This is a genomic window from Mesorhizobium sp. M5C.F.Ca.ET.164.01.1.1 (assembly GCF_004792125.1).
In the GTDB taxonomy this organism is placed as follows: domain Bacteria; phylum Pseudomonadota; class Alphaproteobacteria; order Rhizobiales; family Rhizobiaceae; genus Mesorhizobium; species Mesorhizobium wenxiniae.
In genome coordinates this window covers 269248-289978 of record NZ_SRTG01000005.1, presented here as the reverse complement: position 1 = coordinate 289978, position 20731 = coordinate 269248, and the positions used below count along the sequence as shown (strand labels likewise).

The following is a 20731-nucleotide window of genomic DNA, read 5'->3' as shown; positions in this document are numbered from 1 at the left end:
GATTTCCACCTGATGGACGATGTCGTAATCGGGATCGACGCCTCGACGACGGCCGTGAAGGCAATCGCTTTCACGCGCGATGGCGAGGAACTGTTCCAGGCGCGCGAAGCCTATCCGCTTTCAAATCCCAAGCCCGGCCATTTCGAGCAGGATGCCGAACATTGGTGGGCCGCGCTGCTCGGTGCATTGAAGCAGGTCACTGAGGCGGTGGGCGCTTCGCGAGTGGCGGCGATCTCCATCGCCCACCAGCGCGAGACCTTCACCCTGATCGATCACGCCGGCAAGCCGCTTATTCCGGCGATCCTGTGGCTGGACGAGCGCGCGCGCGCGCAAGTTATCAGGCTTTCGGCTGAGCTCGGCCGCGAGACGATCCGCGACTGGAGCGGCAAGCCGCCGGACCCGACGCCCGCACTCTATGCGATCGCCTGGCTTGCCGAACACCAGCCGCAAGCGCTCGACGACGCAGCCGCAGTCGTCGACGTACACGGCTTCTTCGTCCACCGGCTGACCGCACGTCTGGTCACCAGCACGGCAAGTGCGGATCCGCTCGGGCTGCTCGACGTCCGGAATGGCACTTGGCATTCTGAGCTCGTTGCGGCCGCGGGGCTGCGGCCGGGCCAGTTGCCGGAACTGGTCGCGCCGGGCGCAATCTGCGGCGGACTTGTCGAAAGTGCGGCACGGCTGACCGGCCTGAAGGCCGGCACGCCTGTCGTCGCCGGCGCCGGCGACGGCCAGGCGATGGGCCTTGGTATGGGCGTTCACGCCGAAGGCAAAAGCTATCTTTCACTCGGCTCGGGCGTCGTCAGCGGCTGCTACTCCGGTAAGATCACGACGTCGGATACATTTCGAACGCTGGTCTCGCCGACCGGTTCGGGCTTCATGCTGGAGACCGTGCTGCGCTCGGGCATGCAACTGGTCGACTGGATCGTTCGCACGACCGGCTCGCCGTCGGCCGCAGCGCTGGAGAAGGCGGCGGTCGACGTTTCCGCCGGCAGCGAGGGCCTGCTTGTCATGCCCTATTGGGCCGGTGTCATGAGCCCCTATTGGGACGGCGCGGCGAGAGGCGCCATTGTCGGCCTGTCGTTGGACCATGAGCCGAAGCACCTTTTTCGAGCGGTTCTGGAAGGCATCGCCTTCGAGCAGGCGATCGCCAGCGAGGCAATGGAAACTCAAACCGGCGGCAAACCGGCGGCGATGATAGCTGCCGGCGGCGGCACCAACTGCGCCCTGCTGATGCGGATCATGGCAAGCGTGCTCGAGCGGCCCCTCTCCGTCTCGCCGGTAAACGAAGCCGCAGCGCTCGGCGCCGCCATGCTGGCGGCTTCGACGATAGGGTGGTTTGCCTCGCCCGAGGCGGCGGCCGAGGCGATGACTGCGCCGCCGACCAGGCATGTCGACCCGGTCGATGGGCTGGTCTCCGGTTACCGCGCACGCAAGGCGATCTACCGCGACCTCTATCAGGCGACGCGCGACATCCATGCCCGCCTTGAGGCGCTAAGCAAGGTTTAGCGGTTGAGCAGGCCCTTGGCCGCATCCTCGTCGGTGATCAGAACCGATACATTTGTGTTGGCGAGCGCCGCCCGCATGATGGCAATTTTTTCCTGCCCTCCCGAGACCAGGATGATGGCCGGGATGTCCGACAGGTCCTGCAGCGGATAGGCGCAGACCCGGCGGTTGACCTCATGGTCGACGAGCCGGCCCTCGGCGTCGATGAAATGGCATAATATATCGCCAACTGCGCCGGCCGCCTGCAATTCCTCGAGTTCGCTGGGCTTGATGAAGCCGTAATTTGCGATCGGGCTGTCGTTGGAAAACGATCCGACGCTGAGCACGGCGATGTTTGCCCGGCGCGCGCGGAAGACGACGTCCTGAACGCTGCGCTGGCTCATGAAAGCTTCGCGCTGCTCCGGCCTGTCGGCATAGACCGGTACCGGCAGCAGAAAGCACTCGGCGCCGATCTTTTCGGCGAATTCCCAGGCGCTCTCGGTCGGGTTGAGCGGTTGGGCATGAGTGAGGCCGCCCAGCATGGAAACCACCGTCGTCCTGGCGATCGGCCGCCGCGGCAATTCGTTGATGGCGAATTTCAGCGTCCTCCCCCAGCCAAGTGCGATGACATCGCCGGCATTCACATTGTCGGCCAGATAGGCGCCCGCGGCATGGCCGATCATCAGCGGCGTGTTGGTTCGGTCGGCGGCCGACGGCATCACAACCGCCTGGCTCAGTCCGAAACGCTGCTTCAGAGCCTCTTCCAGCACCAAGCATTCGACGACGCTGTCGCGGATGCGGAACTGGACGACGCCCTCCTCACGCGCGGCGGACAGGATGCGATGCACCTTGATGCGACCGATCCCGAGGATCTCCGAAATCCTCTCTTGCGTCAGACCCTCGACATAATAGTGCCACGCGGCACGGGCCTTCAGCTCGGCATCCGGGAAGCGCGAGGCCTTGTCATTCTCCGTCATCGCCATCTTTTTGCCCTCCCGCGGTCGTCCGAATCCTTAAATGCCATTCAAATGGGCGTATCCGACCAAGCGCCACGAAATCGTTCTGCGTGCCCAGGATTCAAGATTTAAGACATCGACAGGATATCGTCTACAACGCGAGATGAAAGCCAAAATGGTGAACATTTACTTTGTCTTGGCCGTCCTGCCCTGCTCAAGCAGCCGAAATGAATTCGCAGAATGAGAGCGGACCTGAAACGCGGCATTTCGTGCCCTTCCGTAAGACAAACCGCTTGGCGGCGCAAACCGGCGTGGAATGATGCGGCGGGCCTTGACAATTTTCCGACGAACAGTTTAGCTGAACAAAATTGCATATCAAAGATAAATTGTTCACAGGGAGGTGCCTGGTGAGCAAGAGTGAGCCGACGACGCATCGCCGGATCGCTGATGGAGGAGACAAAATGGCTCTGCGCAACGGTGCAAGCGAGTTGAAGGCCGGCCCAGGTGCGCAGGCCGTGGCGGGCGCGAAGCTTTCGGCCCTGTTCGCCGGGACCATGGGACCGCTGATCGGGTTGGTGCTGCTGTGCCTTGCGCTGACGCTGACCACCGACACGTTCCTGACCGTCCGCAATATCCTCAATGTCCTCGACCAGATCACCGTGCTCGGCATCATGGCGATCGGCATGACGCTGGTCATCCTGATCGGCGGCATCGACCTGTCCGTCGGCTCCGTGCTGGCTCTCGCCGCCATGGTGATGGGGTTCGTCGCCCATCCCGACCATCTCAATCTCGGCATGCCCGCCGGCATCGTCACAGCGCTTGTCGTTGCTGGACTTTGCGGGCTGGTTTCAGGCCTGCTCGTGACGGTCACTAAACTGCCGCCCTTCATCGCCACGCTGGCCATGATGTCGGTGGCCCGCGGTCTCGCCAACATGATCACCGACGGCTCGCAGATCATCGGCTTTCCCGACTGGTTCACCAGCCTGTCGATCATCCGCCATTTCGGCTTCCTGTCGGTCACCGTCGGCCTGATGATCGTGCTGGCCATCATCTTCGCAATCTTCCTCAACTACCGCGCGACCGGTCGCAGCCTCTACGCGATCGGCGGCAGCGCCGAAGTCGCCAGGCTGTCCGGCATACCGGTCAAATCGCTGACCAACTGGGTCTATGCGATCTGCGGCGTGCTGGCCGGGCTTGCCGGCATCGTGCTTGCGGCACGGCTCGATTCCGTCCAGCCGAGCTCCGGCTTCGGCTACGAACTGGACACGATCGCGGCGGTGGTGATCGGCGGCGCCAGCCTGTCGGGCGGCGTCGGCTCGATCGGCGGCACCGCCATCGGCGTGCTCATCATTGGCGTGCTGCGCAACGGACTGAACCTGCTCGGCGTGTCGCCCTTCATCCAGCAGGTGGTGATCGGCGTGGTGATCGCGCTGGCGGTGGCCACGGATACGTGGCGGCGCAGAACGCAATGAAGAATTCGCCCGGGTGTCCGGGCGAAAACGGATCGGTTGATCCGAACTGGGAGTTGTTCGGCCAAGGGCGCCGTGATGCGCCGGCAGAACAGATTGAACATCAACGGAGGAAACACATGCTGACCAAACGTTCATTACTGCTTGCTGCCGCGGCCGTCATTCCGCTGCTCGGACTGTCCGAGATGGCGTCGGCCGAGGAGGCCAAGAAGCTTGGCCTTGCCGTCGCCAACCTGCAGGCCGATTTCTTCAACCAGATCAAGCAGTCCGTCGAAGCCTACGGCAAGGAAAAAGGCATCGAAATCGTCACCGTCGACGCCAAGGGCGATTCGGCGACCCAGGTCAGCCAGGTGCAGGACCTGATCACGCAGAACATCGATGCGCTGATCTACATCCCGGCCGGCGCCACCGCCGCCACCGTGCCGACCAAGACGGCCAAGGCGGCCGGCATCCCGGTCATCAATGTCGACCGCAACGCCGATGGTGCGCCCGGCGACACCTTCATCGCCACCAACAGCGTGGCATCGGCCAAGGCGGTGTGCGACTACATCGCCAAGCAGGCCGGCGGCAAAGGCGAGCTGATCATCATCCATGGCCAGAAAGGCACGACCCCCGAGGTCGACCGGTCGAAGGGCTGCGGCGAAGCGCTGAGCGGCTATCCCGACATCAAGGTGGTCGGCGAGCTGTGGAGCGAAGGCTGGCATCAGGACGAAGGCTTCAAGCTGACGCAGGATCTGCTGCAGTCGCATCCCGACGTGTCGATCGTCATCGGCCAGGCCGATGCGCTGGCGCTCGGCGCCGCGCAGGCGGTCAAGGTCGCCAATCCCGGCCATAAGGTCTGGGTTGCCGGCTTCGACGGCGACGTGGCGGCGCTCAAGGCGCTGAAGGGCGGCGTCTTCGACGTAACCGCCACGCAACAGACACAAGGCATGGGCCGGCTTGCCGTCGATGCGGCGATCAAGCTGGTGGCCGGCGAAACCGTTCCCGCAGAACAGCTGCAGGATGCGACGCTGACCACCAAGGACAATGTCGATCAGTTCATCGCCAAGCATCCCTGATCCCAAAGAGTCCGGCAGTTGACGAGCGGAACGATGTCCTTGGATCCCAGCCATACGCAGACCCCGCATCTGGGGCTCTTCGTCAGCGGCCTCTGCAAGAGCTACGGACCGGTGCAGGTCCTGGCCGATGCGAGTTTCGAGGTGCGGCCGGGAGAGGTCGTGGCGCTGCTTGGAGAAAATGGCGCGGGCAAGTCCACCGTTTCGAACATCATCGCCGGGTCGACCAAACCCGATGCCGGCAGCATCACATGGCGGGGGAAACCCTATTCCCCCGCCTCTCCCGCCGCGGCCATCGACGCCGGTGTCGGCATGATCCACCAGGAACTGAAGCTGCTGCCGGATCTTTCGGTCGCCGAGAACGTCTATGTCGGACGCCTGCCGATGCGCGGCGGCCGTATCGACCGCGCGGCTATGAATGCGCGGGCATCGGCCCAACTGAAGCGCCTCGGCCTCGATGTTTCGCCGGATCGCAAGGTGCGCACGCTGCGCGTCGCCGCCCAGCAACAGGTCGAGATCGCCAAGGCACTGACGCTCAATGCCCAGCTTCTGATCTTCGACGAACCGACAGCAGCACTTGGCAGCGAAGAAACGGAACTGCTGTTCCAGCAGATCCGCAAGCTCAAGGCGGAAGGCATGTCCTTCATCTATATCAGCCACCGGCTGGATGAGATCGCTGAGATCGCCGACCGCGTGGTGGTGATGCGCGACGGGCGCATCGTCGCCCGGCACGAGCGCGCCGACATTCCGGTCCGCACCGTGGTCGAGCAGATGGTCGGCCGCAGCGTCGAGCGGATGTTCCCGCCGCTCTCGGAACCGGGCAGCGAGACGTTGCTCGAAGTCGAGAACCTGTCCTCGCCGGAACGCAGTTTTCAGAATGTCAGCTTCTCGGTGCGGACCGGCGAAATCCTTGGCATCGCCGGCCTGATCGGCGCCGGCCGCACCGAGTTGGTGCGGGCGATCGCCGGCGCCGATCCGATTTCATCGGGGTTGGTGCGCGTCGCCGGCAAACCTGTGCATCTCACTGGCCCGGCGGCGGCGATCAAGGCCGGCGTCGTGCTGGTGCCCGAAGACCGCAAGGCGCAAGGCGTGGTGCTCGACCAGACCATCGGCGAGAATCTGGCAATCGGCAATTTCGACCATGTCGCGCCGAATGGCTGGGTGTTTCCGAAGGCGGTGCAGAAATTCGCCGAGGCCGGCATAAGCCGGCTCGGCGTCAAGGGCCGGCCCAACCAGGCGATCAGCAAGCTCTCCGGCGGCAACCAGCAGAAGGTGATTATCGCCAAATGGATTTCACGGCCGCCCAAGGTGTTCATCCTGGACGAGCCGACACGCGGCATCGATGTCGGCGCCCGCGCCGCGATCTACGATGTCATCGCCGACCTCGCCCGCTCCGGAATGGCGGTGGTGGTGGTGAGCTCCGACCTCGAGGAAGTACTCGGCCTATCGCATCGCGTGCTGGTGCTGAGCCGTGGCCGCCAGCGCGGCATTCTCGACCGCAGCGAAGCGAGCAACGTCGCCGTCATGGAGCTCGCCACAAGCTAGGACGTAACCGGCGATCGGGGAATCGGAACAAAGCGCAGCAGGTGGTATTCTCCCAAGCACCGGACCGCGCGGGGTGCCAGCCGAGGCTGGCGCCCCTTCATATCGGAGGGCGGCGGTTGGAGCAGAGGGACCGACGATGAAACTTTTCGATCTTCATGGAGAGGTAGCGTTGGTGACGGGTGCCGGCAGCGGCATCGGCCAAGCGATCGCCATCGGCCTGGCCGAGGCCGGCGCCGACATCGCCTGTTTCGGCCATGCCTCGAAAGGCGGGCTGGACGAGACCGCGCACAGGATTTCGGCTCTCGGCCGCAAGGCACTGGTGCTGACCGGCACGGTGACTTCAGAGACCGATCTCGCGACGGCGATCGAACGCACGGAAAACGAACTCGGCGCGCTGACCATCGCCGTCAACAATGCCGGCGTCGCCGGGGCGGAGCCGGCCGAGACGCTGTCGCTGGAGAAGTGGCAGAAGCTCTACGACGTCAATGTCAGCGGCGTGTTCCTGTGCTGCCAGGCCGAAGCGCGCGCCATGCTGACGCGGCGCAGAGGCTCGATCGTCAACATCGCGTCGATGTCGGGCTCGATCGTCAATCGCGGCCTCACCCAGGCGCATTACAATTCATCCAAAGCCGCCGTCATCCACATGTCGAAGAGCCTCGCCATGGAATGGGCCGATCGAGGCCTGCGCGTCAACGTCGTCAGCCCCGGCTACACGCTGACGCCGATGAACAAGCGGCCGGAGGTCGCCGACCAGGTCAGGATCTTCGAGCGCGATACGCCGATGGGGCGCATGGCGGCGCCGGAAGAGATGGTCGGCCCGACCGTGTTCCTGGCCAGCCGCGCTTCGAGTTTCGTGACCGGCATAGACCTGATCGTCGATGGCGGCTTCGTCTGCTGGTAGGAGAAAAAATGCAGAAGCGATTCCAGGGTAAGACGGCGGTCATCACCGGCGCCAGCGGCGGCATCGGTGCGGCGATGGCCAGGCGCTTTGCGGCGGAAGGTGCTGCGGTCGTCGTCAGCGCCATCGACCCGCGCGTCGACGAGATCGCCGCCGGAATGAAGGCGGAAGGCGCCAGGGTCGCATCGCTGCGCATGGACGTGACCAAGAAGGACGAGGTTGCCGCCCTCTACGATCTGGCCGAGCAGCAGTTCGGCCGTGTCGACATCTCCGTGCAGAATGCCGGCGTCATCACCATCGCCAGGATCGAGGCGATGACCGAGGCCGAATGGGACAAGGTGATGGCGGTCAACACCAAGGGCGTGTTCCTGTGCTGCCAGGAGGCGATCGCGCGCATCCGCAAGCATGGCGACGGTGGCAGGCTGATCAACACCGCATCCGGCCAGGCTCGCCAGGGCTTCATCTACACGCCGCACTACGCCGCCTCGAAATTCGGCGTCGTCGGTATCACCCAGAGCCTCGCCAAGGAAGTGGCGAAGGAGAAGATCACCGTCAACGCGATCTGCCCCGGCATCATCGACACCGACATGTGGGCCTACAACGACGCGGCATGGGGCAGACTGATGGGCGACTACAAGCCCGGCGAGCTGATGGCCGAATGGGTCAGGAATATCCCGATGGGCCGAGCCGGGAGCGGCGAGGATGTTTCCGGGCTGGTCAGCTTTCTGGCCAGCAACGACGCCGCCTACATCACCGGCCAGACCATCAATGTCGATGGCGGCCTGATCATGTCGTGAGGATACTCGGACGACAGCGCCCGTTCGAATTCCACAATTGCTTGAGCATCGGATTATCCGAAAACCGCTTCACACTTTTCGGTCCGATGCTCTGGCCGCATTAGTCGTTGCGCGACATGAACGTTGGTATATATAATTTCATCCCATGAAAATGGCTTCGGTGACTGCCGACAGCCGACACCATGGAACCTTGATGGCTCGCAAGCTTGAGGGCGCCGCAAAACCGGCGATCGATCCGCGGATCACTGCTTCGGCAGCACGGCAGCCATGACGCGACCCCGTCCCGCACGACATCTTCATCGAATTGGGCATCATTGCGTCTGCGCCTACTTAGCGCCGACAGCAATTTGGTGCCAATGGACTTGCGCAACGACCAGCTTTTCCAACACAATCAAAAAAGACGCAAGAAGGGAACGAACGATAACTTCCACCAGAGCTTGACAGGAGAACAGGCATGTCACTGCGGAGTATGATTTCGAGACTATCAATGGGAGCCTTAACACTTGCCGCGGCAAGTGCACTCGCGCCTTCGGCCCAGGCTGCGGCGCCAGAATCCAATGATCCGATCAAGATCGCGCTGTTCGACTGGACCAGCGTCAATCTGAACGCAAAGATCCTCGGCGGCATTCTTGAAAAGCTCGGATATACGGTCGAGTACCCGACCGCCGACTATCTCTCCAGCCTGACCACCGGCCTCACCAATGGCGATCTCGCTGTCGCTCTGGAATTCTGGGACACGACTGCCGGCGAAGCCATGAAGGCCTCGGATGCCACCGGGCAGACCGAACGGCTCGGTAAGCTCGGGCCCAAGGCCAAGGAAGAATGGTGGTATCCCGAATACATGAAGGAGAAATGCCCGGGCCTGCCAAACTGGGAGGCGCTGAAGGACCCGAAATGCGCCGAAGCCTTCTCGACGGCGGAAACGGCGCCGAACGGCCGCTATCTCGGCGGTCCGGTGACATGGGAGGGTTTTGACGACGAGCGTGCCGCGGCGCTGAAGCTGCCCTTCACCGTCATCCATGCCGGCACCGATGCGGCGATGTTCGCCGAACTGGATTCGGCCTACCAGCGCAAGGCGCCGATCATGCTGTGGGTCTATTCGCCACATTGGGCGCCGGCCAAATACAAGGGCGAATGGGTCGAATTCCCCGCCTATACGCCGGAGTGCTACAACGACCCGAAGTGGGGCGTAAACCCTGAAGCGAAATATGACTGCGGCAAGCCGCATGGCGAAATCTGGAAATATTCCTGGGCCGGCATGAAGGACAAATGGCCGGTCGCCTACAAGGTCGCGAAAAACTACACTGTCGACACGGACGAGCTCAACAAGATGAGCGGCGAGATCGATCTCGAAGGCAAGACGCCGGAAGACGTCGCCGCTGCCTGGATCGCCGCCCACGAAGCCGACTGGAAAGCCTGGGCCGAGTGATCGCTCCAACTGGAAACTGCGAGACCCGGTCATTCATGGCCGGGTCTCTATTCCATATTCCAGAAGGACGACTGCATGGCCGATACGACTGAACAGGTGCTACAAGCAGCAGGCACGCCAAACGATGCCCGCCCGATAAAACTTGCCTGCTACAATGTCTGGAAGCTGTTCGGGGCGAACGCGGCCAATTTTATCCGCCAGCGTGACGGCAAGGCCAGCATGGCGGAAGTCGCCGCGGCCGGGCTGGTCGGCGCGGTGCGCGCCGTCGACCTCGAAATCCGCCAGGGCGAGATCTTCATCATCATGGGCCTGTCCGGCTCCGGCAAATCGACGCTGGTGCGCTGCATGTCGCGGCTGGTCGAGCCGACGCATGGCAAGGTCGAATTCGAGGGCAAGAACCTTCTCAAGATTTCCGATGCCGCGCTGATCGAGCTGCGGCGTCACCGCATGGGCATGGTGTTTCAGAATTTTGCCCTGCTGCCGCATCTGAACGTGCTGGAGAACATCGCCTTTCCCCTGGGCATCCAGGGACAGGACCGGCCGACGCGCGAAGCACGTGCACGCGAGGTCATCGAGCTTGTCGGCTTGCGCGGCCGCGAGCATTTCTATCCGCGCGAGCTTTCCGGAGGCCAGCAGCAACGTGTCGGCATCGCCCGCAGCCTCGCCACCAAGCCGGAAATCTGGTTTCTCGACGAGCCGTTCTCAGCGCTCGATCCGCTGATCCGCCGTGAGATGCAGGACGAGCTGGTGCGGCTGCAGACCATGCTGCACAAGACCATCGTCTTCATCACCCATGATTTCGATGAGGCCATCCGGCTGGCCGACCGCATCGCCATAATGAAGGACGGCGAGGTCATCCAGATCGGCACGCCGGAAGAGCTGGTGGTCAATCCGGCGACCGACTATGTCGCCGAATTCACCCGCGACGTCGACCGCGCCAAGGTGATCTCGGCGCGAAGCCTGATGCGCGCCTGCGATGGCACCGAGCATGGCGGCGTGGTCGCGCCGGACGCCAAGATATCCAGTTTTTCGGCAAGCATTGTGTCGGCCGGCAAGCCGTTCGCGGTGGTCAACGGCACCGGCAAGCCGATCGGCGAGGTCACGCCGCAAGCCGTGATCGATCTTCTGGCCGGGATCGAGCGTCGCGGGGCTAGCGCATGACGGTGACGGCAAGCACCCGCGAGGCGAGATCGCGGCCGGTTCAGATCTGGCTGGTGGTCTGGGCCTGCGCCTTTGCCGCCGTGCTTGCCGTGTTCCTGCTACAGGACAGGCTGCCCTGGGCAGTCAACTATCCGGCCGGCGCAGTCCCCGTCGCCGACTGGGTCAGCGCGCTGATGAACCTGATAAAGTCGAACTTCTCCTGGCTGACGCGGTCGATCACCGCGGCACTCGGCGTGCCGCTCGATTTCGCGCTCAATCTGCTTGCCAAGAATTTCAAGATCGGCCGTGGCGCGGATATGGTCGTCCTGCCGCGCCTGTCCTGGGTCGGCGTCTGCATTGCTGCATTCCTGGCCGGCCGCGCCGCCGGCGGCTGGAAGCTCGGCGCGCTGGTCGGCGGCTGTTTCCTCTACATCGCGCTGTTCGGCCAATGGACCAGCGCAATGCTTACGCTCGGGCTGATCGCCATCGCCGTGCCGTTCTGCATCGTCACCGGATTGTTCGTCGGCATCTGGGCGTGGCGCAAGCCATGGGCTGAGAGGCTGTTGATCTCTCCTGCCCTCGATCTGATGCAGACCATCCCAACTTTCGCCTATCTGATCCCGATGCTTCTTTTGTTCGGCAACAGTCCGGTTTCGGCGATGATCGCGACGGCCATTTTCGCGACGCCGCCAATGGTGCGCGCGACGATGCTGGGACTGTCGCGGGTGCCGTCCGAGATCGACGATTTCAGCGAGATGGCCGGCTGCACGGCGCGCCAGAAACTCTGGCGCGTGCTTTTGCCGTCGGCGCGTCCAGCGCTGATGGTCGGCGTCAACCAGGTCATCATGCTGGCGCTCAATATGGTGATTATCGCTTCGATGATCGGCGCCGGCGGCCTCGGCTACGACGTGCTTTTGGCGCTGCGCGCGCTGAAGGTCGGCGAGGCAATGGAAGCCGGCCTTGCCATCGTCGCGCTGGCAATCGCGCTCGACCGGCTGAGCCAGGCGATTGCGCGCAATCACGCGCAAGGCCATGTTTATCAGGAGGTGAGCCCGAGCTTCTGGCGCCGCTACCCCAATCTGACGCTGGCCATCGCCGTCCTTGCCGTCACGACGCTGCTTGGCCTATTTGTGCCGGCCTTCGCGGCGGTGCCGAAAGCGATCACTTTAACCACCGCCCCGATGTGGAAGACAGCGGTGAGCTGGATCACGATCAACTTCTTCGACACGATCGAAGCGTTCCGCGTGGCGCTGATCCTCAATGTGCTGAACCCGGTGCGCGCCTTCTGCGAGGGCTTCCCGTGGCTGGGCGCGGTGTTCCTGCTTGGCCTTGCCGGTTACCAGCTCGGCGGCCTGCGCCTCGCCGTCCTGGTCGCCGCGCTGACCATCTTCTGCGCGGTGACCGGCCTGTGGGAAAAGACCATGGCGACGGTCTACCTGTGCGGCATCTCGGCCTTCATCGCTTGCCTGATCGGCATCCCGATCGGGCTGATGGCTTCGCGCAGCGACCGCGTCGAGAAGGTCGTCACGCCGGTCATCGACACGCTGCAGGTGCTGCCGTCGTTCTGCTTCATCATTCCAGTGGTGATGCTGTTTCGCGTCGGCGACGTGACGGCGATGATCGCCACGGTCGCCTTCGCCGTGGTGCCGGCCATTCGCTACACCAATTACGGCCTCCGGCAGGTGCCGCCGGCACTGATCGAGGCGGCAAAGGTGTCGGGCTGCACCAAGCGCCAGACGTTCCTGCGCGTGCAGCTGCCGCTGGCGCTGCCCGAGATCATGCTTGGCGTCAACCAGACGATCCTGATGGCGCTGGCGATGATCATCATCTGCGCCATGGTCGGCACGCGCGATCTCGGCCAGGAAGTGTTCATTGCGCTGTCCAAGGCCGATTCCGGCCGCGGCATCGTCGCCGGACTGGCCATCGCCTTCATCGGCATCGTCGCCGACCGGCTGTTCAACGCCTGGACGGCGAAGGCACGGGCAAGGCTGGGGTAGCCGGAAAATAGAGGATCTCGCGTCCCACGAAACGGCAGCTTGCACAGAAGCTGTCCTTTGCCAAGCTGATCGCAAAAATGTCTGCATCGGGCCGCAAGCGGACCGGCAGCTTCGGGCTGCGAAACGTCAAGAGCTGACATTCAGGTTGGCGTGGGCATCGTCGCGACCTGACCCTAACCGGTCGTTCCCACCGGGGGAATCGCAGCTCAGAAGCAGACGTACCGCGGAACCGAAAATCATGACCGGCGGCCCCGAGAGGTTCCGCCGTGCGGCCTGGCGGTGCTATGCTACTCGAACCCAAAGCGGAGGGTGTCATGGACATCGCCGGGTGGCTTACGAGCCTTGGGCTGGGCAAATACGCCACAACCTTCGCCAGGAACGAAATCACGCCCGAAGTGCTCCCGCATCTGTCGGATGCGGATCTCAAAGCGCTTGGACTGCCGATGGGACCGAGAAAGCTGGTGTTGGTAGCAATCGCCCAGCTTCGCGAGTCCGAAAACCAGCGCCCTGACCCGTCGGTCGGACCAACGCCCTATCCGCAGGCCGAACGCCGCCAGCTGACGGTGATGTTTGTCGATCTGGCTGGATCGACCGCGTTGTCAGGTCAACTCGACCCCGAAGAGATGGGGGAGGTGATCCGAAAGTACCAGCACGCGGTGGCCGAGGAGATCAGGCGTGTGGATGGCCATGTCGCGAAGTACATGGGCGATGGAGTGCTGGCCTATTTCGGCTGGCCGCGGGCGCACGAAGACGAGGCCGAGCGGGCGGTGCGGGCCGGGCTCGCCATTGCCGCCGCGGTCGCCAACCTGGCGACACCTGCGAAAGAGCCGCTGGGCGCGCGCGTCGGCATTGCCACGGGTCTGGTGGTGGTGGGCGACTTGATCGGCGAAGGTGCAGCGCAGGAGGAGGCGGTGGTCGGCGCGACGCCGAACCTGGCGGCGCGCCTGCAAGCACTTGCCCAGGTTGGCAACGTGGTCGTGGCCGGAACGACCCGGCTGCTGCTTGGCGAGCTCTTCGAGCTGGTTGATCTCGGCACCCACGATCTGAAGGGGTTCGCCCAGCCAGTACAGGCATGGCTGGTCATGGGCGAGAGCCGAACCGAAGGCCGCTTCGAGGCGCTGCACGGGATGCGGCTCTCATCACTCGTCGGCCGCGATCAGGAAATAGCCTTGCTCCTCGACCGCTGGCGGCAGGCCAAGGACGGTAGGGGCCAGGTGGTGCTTCTGTCGGGCGAGCCAGGCATTGGCAAGTCCCGCATCGCGATCGCCCTGCGCGAGCACCTACGCCGCGAGAAATGCTTGTCGCTGCGCTATGACGGTTCGCCGTATCGCGCGAACAGCACGCTGTTCCCGGTGCTGGACCAGCTGCGTCGGGCTGCCGGCTTCGAGCGCGAGGATGCGCCGGAGGTGAAATTGGCCAAGCTGGAGGCATTGCTTGACGCGGCTGAGTCTGATCCGAAATCGGCGATCGCGTTGATCGCTGAGCATTTGGCGATCCCGACAGGCGACCGCTACCCCGTGCCCGAGCTCGCCCCGGAACAGAAAAAAGCGAAGACCATTCAGGCGCTGCTCGCCCAGCTTGAGGGCCTCGCGGCCAAGCAGCCGGTGCTCATGACGGCTGAGGATGCTCATTGGTTCGATCCCACCAGCCTTGAACTGTTCGATCGCATTGTCGATCGGATCGAGCGGCTGCCGGTACTGCTGGTTGTTACCTTCCGGCCCGAGTTCGCGCCACGGTGGACCGGCCGACCGCACGTGACGCCGCTGACGCTCAGTCATCTCCAGATGAACGAAAGCGCAGCACTCATTGACCATCTCACTGGCGGCCGGCCGCTTCCCGCCGAAGTGGAAGTGCATATTCTCGCCAAGACGGGAGGCGTGCCGCTGTTTGTCGAGGAACTGACAAAGACAGTGCTCGAATCCGATCTGCTCCGCGAAGCCGGTGGGCGCTATGAGCTTGCCGGCCCGCTTCCACCCCTCGCCATTCCCTCGACGCTGCAGGACTCGCTCCTGGCTCGCCTCGATCGGTTGTCGCCGGTTAAGGAAGTGGCGCAAATCGGCGCTGTTATCGGCCGCGAGTTCAGTTACGAATTGCTGGAAGCGACGGCACGGATGGACGAGCCGAAGCTCAGGACCGCTCTGGACGAACTTGTCCACGCAGAACTGGCGTTTTGTCGCGGCAACCCTCCGGACGCGATCTACACCTTCAAGCATGCGCTCGTGCGGGATGCCGCCTACGAGTCGCTACTGAAGAGCCGACGCCAGCAACTCCATTGCCGGATCGTCACGCTCCTCCGTGATCGCTTTGCCGAACAAGCAGAGGCGGAACCGGAGGTGCTCGCCCACCATGCTACCGAGGGCGGACTGTTCGATGATGCAGTGTCATCCTGGTACAAGGCGGGCCTCCGCGCCAATCGTCGCTCGGCCCACGATGAAGCCATTGCGCACTTCTCAAAAGGCCTGAAGCTTCTCGCGCAACTCCCGGAGAGCCGGGCCCGCGAGGATCGCGAAATCGACCTGCAGCTCGCTGTCGGAGTTCCCCTGGCCGCCACCAGGGGCTATGGGTCTGCCGCGGCCGCCACCAGCTATATGCGAGCCTACGAGCTATGTGTCAAACTGGGCAGCGAGACCTCCAAATCCTTCCCAGCGCTGCGCGGCTTGTGCACCGGCCACCGGGCCCGGGGAGAGATGCACACTGCCAGCGCCCTCGCTGAGCAACTGATCGGGATCGCCCGGCAATCGGGCGACCCTTCCCTGCTGCTGGAGGCCCACCACGTCAATTGGACGACGCAGCACGCGCTCGGCAAGTGGCGGTCGGTGTACGAGCATACCGATCAAGGTCTCCTCCTCTATCGGCCAGAACACTTCTCGCACGCATTCGTCTATAGCGGCCATGACTCCGGCGTGTGTGCAGCTGCCAAGCAGGGCGTCAGTCTGTGGATGCTTGGCTTTCCGGATCAGGCGTTGGTGCGGGCGCAAGAATCTATTGCCCGGGCCCGCCAGCTGCCTCATCCGCCCAGTATGCAGCACGCTCTCTATTATGCCACCGTGCTGCACTACTACCGCCGCGATGCCACGGCGGCTCGGGAAGTAGCCGCGACAAGGCTTCAATTGGCGCACGAGGGCTTTCCGGCCTGGGTCCCCCATATCAGTCTGCAACTGGCCATGATCCAGGCCCTCGAGAGCGCACAGCAGGTTCCAGCCACCGTCACCGGCGCCCCACCGGCGCTGCCAGACAACATCCTGAATGACGTCGAGGGAAAAGGCTTGGTTCTCTGTCTTTTCGGATCCGTGTGCGAGCTGGCGGGCGAGGTCGACGCCGGCCTGAGCATGCTGCTGCCAGCCATATCCGAGGCGGAGGCTACTGGCGCGCGCCTCTGGGAGTCGGAATTTTGCCGACTCACTGGAAATCTCCTGCTCCTGGCAAAACCCCGTGACTTTCAACAGAGCGAGGCGCATTATCGCCATGCCATCGAGATCGCTCGCGAACAGCAGGCGCGATCACTCGAGCTGCGCGCGTCGACGTCGCTCGCCAGCCTGTGGGCCGACCGCGGCGATCGGCAAGAAGCCTACGACCTGCTCGCGCCGACCTACGCCTGGTTTACGGAAGGCTTCAACACGCGCGACTTGATCGATGCGAAGGCGCTTCTGGACAGCTGTGCATCGTCATGATCGCTGCCGACGTCACAATGGGAGGAAGTCATGACCCTCTACAAGAGTAACGGCGACCGAGTTCCCCATCACATCCGCCAATTGGCGAAGGCCATCAAGGCTGGAAAAATGAGCCGGCGCGAATTCCTCGCCTTGGCCAGCGCCTTTGGGGCCTCGACGGCGATGGCCTACGGCATGATCGGGCTTGCCGCGCCGACCAAAGCGGCCGCTCAGGAGCCCAAGAAGGGCGGCGTCATCAAAGTCGCCATGTCGATCAAGGATCCAAAGGATCCGCGCAGGGCCGACTGGTCCGAAATCACCAACGCGCAGCGTCAGACGCTCGAGCCCCTGGTCAAATACACGCGCGATTTCACCTTTGAGCCCTATCTGCTGGAAAGCTGGGAAGTGAACGACGACGCGACCGAATACACGTTGAAGATCCGTCCGGGCGTGACCTGGAACAATGGCGACACGTTCAACGCCGACGACGTAATCTACAATTTCACTCGCTGGGCCGACAAGTCGGCTGAAGGCAATTCCATGCCCGGCCGCCTCGGCACGCTGGTGGACGACGCTTCAGGCAAGCTGCGCGAGGGGTCGATTACCAAGGTCGACGATATGACGGTGAAGCTGAAGCTAACCAAGCCGGACATTGCGCTTATCCCGAACCTGACCGACTATCCGGGCCTGGTCGTGCACCGCAGCTTTGACGAGACCGGAGCCAATTTCGTCCAGAACCCGATCGGCACCGGTCCGTTCGAGCTTGTCTCCTACGATGTCGGCCAGAAGGTCGTCTACAAGCGCCGCGAGAACGGCGTCTGGTGGGGCGGCGACGTAATGCTCGACGGCGTCGAGCTCATCGACTACGGCACCAACCCTTCAGCCATGGTTTCGGCATTCGAGGCTGGCGAGGTCCACACCAACCACGAGACAACCGCCGACTACGTGTCGATCCTCGATGCGCTCGATCTGGTTAAATCGGAAGTGGTGACAGCTGCTACGATCGTTGCGCGCACCCACGTGGCCAACAAGCCCTATGACGACCAGAAGGTGCGCCAAGCCCTGCAGCTCGCGGTAGACAACGCCGCTGTGCTCCAGCTCGGCTACGGCAATGCCGGCGAAGTCGCCGAAAACCACCATGTCTGCCCGATCCACCCCGAATATGTGGAAATGCCGAAGGTTACCCGCGATATTGAGAAGGCCAAGGCGCTGATGGCGGAAGCCGGCCAGGCCGATTTCGAGCACGACCTGATCACACTCGACGAGGACTGGCTCAGGAACACAGGCGATGCGATCGCCGCCCAGCTGCGCGAGGCCGGCATCAAGGTCAAGCGCACGGTGCTGCCGGGCTCGACCTTCTGGAACGACTGGACAAAATACCCGTACTCGATGACCAACTGGAACATGCGTCCGCTGGGCATCCAGGTCCTCACCATTGCCTACCGCACCGGCGAAGCCTGGAACGAGACGGCCTATTCCAATCCGGACCTCGACGCCAAGATCGGCGAGGCGCTGTCTATTACCGATGCCGAGAAGCGCAAGGTTGTGATGGCCGACATCCAGAAGATCCTGCAGGATTCGGGCATCATCATCCAGCCTTACTGGCGCAAGCTCTACAACCACTCGTCCGCCGCGGTGAAAAACCACGGCATGCACCCGACCTTCGAGCATGACTTCGGCAAGGTTTGGCTGGATGCTTGAGCTGGGGGAACTGGGAGGCTGTCGTCCGGATTCCGCCTTGGCATAGACGCAGCAACTGCTTCTCGTTGCCGGCGATATCGGCTTTCAGGAAGTGGCAAAGCTGACCTCTACGGCCGACATTGGGCGCATAGCAGTCGTTCATCAGATGTGGCGAGAACGACTGGAACGGGTCAGAAACTCCGGTTCGTGGAGCTGCTGATGCTCGAATAGCCGCTGCCTTGCCCCGGACGCCTGCCCTATCCGACTATCTTGTGCGAGGCAGACGTCTTTGCCAGCCCGCGTCACCTTCGTCCTGCCCAAAATGCACCCCAAGCTGGCTTCATGCTGAAGCGCCCCACCGTGATTCTAGCCTTTCTCCTCATGCTTTCCGTCGCTGCTCACGGTGCGGATGGCCTGGAGGAGCGGCTTGAAAAGCTCTTTGATGAGGCCGAGCGCCTGACGCCGCTGCGCACGGTTGCCATCGCGCATGAGGGCGCGGTGGTGGCGGAGCGTGGCTATCGCGGCTACTCTCCGGCACGTCCTGCCAACATAAAATCGGCCTCCAAGTCGATCATCTCCGCGCTCGTCGGCATCGCCATCGACAAGGGCGTGCTCCAAGGCCCTGACCAGAAGATCGCTCCGCTTCTTCAGGGCGACCTGCCCGCCGACGTGGATCCGCGGCTCCAGCAAGTTACGATCGGTCATCTGCTTTCCATGCAGGCAGGGCTGGGTCGGACCTCCGGCCCAAACTACGGGCGCTGGGTGGCAAGCGACAACTGGGTGCGGGCAGCGCTCGCCATGCCCTTCGACGACGAACCGGGCGGTACCATGCTCTATTCCACCGGCTCGACCCATCTCCTTTCGGCGATCCTGACGCGGCGGACCGGCCGCTCAACGCTGGAACTGGCGCGCGAATGGCTAGGGCCGCAGGAGGGCTTTTCCATCGCCGCCTGGGACCGCGACCCACAGGGCATCTATCTCGGCGGCAACCAGATGGCCATGAGCCCGCGCTCGCTGCTCGCCTTTGGCGAGCTCTACCGCAGCGGCGGGATGAGCCGCGGCGGACGGCAGCTCGTTCCGGCCGATTGGATCAAGCTCTCCTGGCATTCACGCACCGCCTCCCGTTTCACCGGTGACGGTTATGGCTATGGTTGGTTCATCCGTCAGATCGCGGGCGAAGCGGTCTTCTACGGGTGGGGGTATGGCGGGCAGATGGTCTACGTTGTGCCCGGGCGCGCGTTGACCGTGGTCATGACATCCGATGAAAACGGCCCTGCCGGCCGCAGCGGCCACCGCGACGATCTCCATGCTCTGCTCGAGCGGATCATTGAGGCGATGAAACACGTGCGCGAGGCTCGTAGCAACTAGTGGGTGACATGCCCGTTGCCCTGATCGCGCCACCCCTGATCGCGCCATGGGTGAGCAATTGACCCGGCGGCCCGCCCAGCTATAGTTCGGCTGACAACATCCGCGCGCAGTGATGCAAAAGCGGAGATCCAAAATCGCGCCGACAAGGCGTTTCGGAGGCGTTTCGGGAGGAAACAATGCCAAATATTCGGAAGTCATTTTTGACAGTGTTTGCCTGCAGCCTTGGCTGGCTACTTCCATTTGCCGTCGGCTCGCCCGCAGCTGCCCAGATCAAGCTGGTCGGCGCCAGTCAATTCAACGAAGATCACGCTTTCACCAAAACCATGCGCAAGTTCGAAGAGCTCGTTCAGGCGTGTTATACCGATGAGCCCGTCGAGTTTGAGATGCATCTCAATTCCGAGCTCGGCCTGGAAAAGGATTACGTCGGCTTCATGAACCAGGGGATATCGGTCGACTACGCCGTGGCGTCACCGGCGCATATGTCGACCTTCTCCCAGATGGCTCCCCTCATGGACATGCCATTCCTGTTTCGCGACGAGGATCACTGGCGCAAAGTGCTGGAGGCCGATGCTCTGAAGCCGGTTGCCGACGACATTCTAGAAAAGGCCGACATCCGTCTTCTCGGCTATGCCGGAGGCGGCACACGGAATATCTTCGCCAACAAGCCGGTCACCAACATGGCGGAACTGGCGGGCCTCCCGATCCGCATGCAGGGAGCGCCGATCTGGACGCGGGTCTTCGATGCGCTCGGTGCCGCGCCGTCGGTAATTGCCTATGACGAGGTCTACAACGCAATCCAGACTGGTGTGATCGCCGCCGGCGAGAACGAGGCCGCAGGCGTGGAGCAGATGAAGTTCTACGAAGTCGGCCCGCACTTGTCTCTGACCAAGCACGCCATCACCATTCGGCCGCTCCTCATCTCAAACAAAACCTACCAGAAGCTGCCGGAGAAACTGCAGAATTGCATCGACGAAGCCGGCGCCGAGGCTGGAAAACACGGCCGGGAGATCGAGAGCAGTCAGGACTCCGCGAAGGTAAAGGCGATGGAAGAGAAGGGATGGCTGCAGACGCACGAATTCACCGAGCGCGACAAGATGCTCGATGTGGCCACGCCCGTGCTGCAGGCCTACGCCGAGGAACTCGGTGCCGGCGACGTCTTGAAGGCGATTCAGGCGATCCAGTAGCGCAGCCCCTTCGCACTCCGCAGGGTCGGCCGCCGCTGGCCCTGCTTTCTCCCGCCGGGAATCCGGCCACACTCCGGA

At 63.2% G+C, this 20731-nt stretch carries 14 protein-coding genes; 13 read left to right on the top strand and 1 reads right to left on the bottom strand.

Translation table 11 applies throughout. The features are described 5' to 3' along the window. The first annotated feature begins 12 nt into the window (after window positions 1-12). On the top strand, window positions 13-1509 hold the full coding sequence (locus tag EN807_RS25545; protein ID WP_135937153.1) for an FGGY family carbohydrate kinase: 1497 nt from the start codon (window positions 13-15) through the stop codon (window positions 1507-1509). On the opposite strand, the gene EN807_RS25540 is transcribed toward EN807_RS25545, so the two are convergent. Then, complete coding sequence (locus EN807_RS25540; RefSeq protein ID WP_135937152.1) at window positions 1506-2468, bottom strand: sugar-binding transcriptional regulator; 963 nt, start codon at window positions 2466-2468, stop codon at window positions 1506-1508. The genes EN807_RS25545 and EN807_RS25540 overlap by 4 nt on opposite strands. 434 nt (window positions 2469-2902) lie before the next feature. On the opposite strand from EN807_RS25540, the gene EN807_RS25535 reads away from it, so the two are divergent. The 12 genes from EN807_RS25535 (at window position 2903) to EN807_RS25480 (ending at window position 20653) form a co-directional block, all read left to right on the top strand. Further along, window positions 2903-3913, top strand: a complete 1011-nt coding sequence (locus tag EN807_RS25535) for an ABC transporter permease (RefSeq protein WP_135937151.1) — start codon at window positions 2903-2905, stop codon at window positions 3911-3913. 116 nt (window positions 3914-4029) lie between these two features. Continuing rightward, the gene (locus EN807_RS25530) at window positions 4030-4968 is read left to right on the top strand and encodes a sugar ABC transporter substrate-binding protein (protein ID WP_135937150.1); all 939 of its coding nucleotides are present in this window, start codon (window positions 4030-4032) and stop codon (window positions 4966-4968) included. A gap of 33 nt (window positions 4969-5001) precedes the next feature. Next, window positions 5002-6510: a sugar ABC transporter ATP-binding protein gene (locus tag EN807_RS25525; RefSeq protein ID WP_135937149.1), complete on the top strand. Its 1509-nt coding sequence runs from the start codon at window positions 5002-5004 to the stop codon at window positions 6508-6510. Window positions 6511-6646: 136 nt separating this feature from the next. Beyond that, complete coding sequence (locus EN807_RS25520; RefSeq protein ID WP_135937148.1) at window positions 6647-7411, top strand: SDR family oxidoreductase; 765 nt, start codon at window positions 6647-6649, stop codon at window positions 7409-7411. An 8-nt stretch (window positions 7412-7419) separates the two neighbouring features. After that, a complete protein-coding gene (locus tag EN807_RS25515; protein WP_135937147.1) occupies window positions 7420-8205 on the top strand; it encodes an SDR family oxidoreductase in 786 nt (261 codons plus the stop codon). A gap of 454 nt (window positions 8206-8659) precedes the next feature. Next, complete coding sequence (locus tag EN807_RS25510) at window positions 8660-9634, top strand: ABC transporter substrate-binding protein (RefSeq protein ID WP_127314302.1); 975 nt, start codon at window positions 8660-8662, stop codon at window positions 9632-9634. Between the two features lie 75 nt (window positions 9635-9709). Further along, the gene (locus EN807_RS25505) at window positions 9710-10795 is read left to right on the top strand and encodes a glycine betaine/L-proline ABC transporter ATP-binding protein (protein ID WP_135937146.1); all 1086 of its coding nucleotides are present in this window, start codon (window positions 9710-9712) and stop codon (window positions 10793-10795) included. Continuing rightward, a complete protein-coding gene (locus EN807_RS25500) occupies window positions 10792-12771 on the top strand; it encodes an ABC transporter permease subunit (RefSeq protein ID WP_135937145.1) in 1980 nt (659 codons plus the stop codon). Before EN807_RS25505 ends, EN807_RS25500 begins: the two co-directional genes overlap by 4 nt. A gap of 314 nt (window positions 12772-13085) precedes the next feature. Continuing rightward, on the top strand, window positions 13086-16442 hold the full coding sequence (locus EN807_RS25495; protein ID WP_246684340.1) for an AAA family ATPase: 3357 nt from the start codon (window positions 13086-13088) through the stop codon (window positions 16440-16442). A 30-nt stretch (window positions 16443-16472) separates the two neighbouring features. Next, a complete protein-coding gene (locus EN807_RS25490) occupies window positions 16473-18122 on the top strand; it encodes an ABC transporter substrate-binding protein (protein ID WP_135937143.1) in 1650 nt (549 codons plus the stop codon). A gap of 321 nt (window positions 18123-18443) precedes the next feature. Beyond that, a complete protein-coding gene (locus tag EN807_RS25485) occupies window positions 18444-19469 on the top strand; it encodes a serine hydrolase (protein ID WP_135937142.1) in 1026 nt (341 codons plus the stop codon). A 206-nt stretch (window positions 19470-19675) separates the two neighbouring features. Continuing rightward, window positions 19676-20653, top strand: coding sequence for a TRAP transporter substrate-binding protein (locus EN807_RS25480; protein WP_065007977.1), 978 nt, complete (start codon window positions 19676-19678; stop codon window positions 20651-20653). Window positions 20654-20731: the final 78 nt, after the last annotated feature.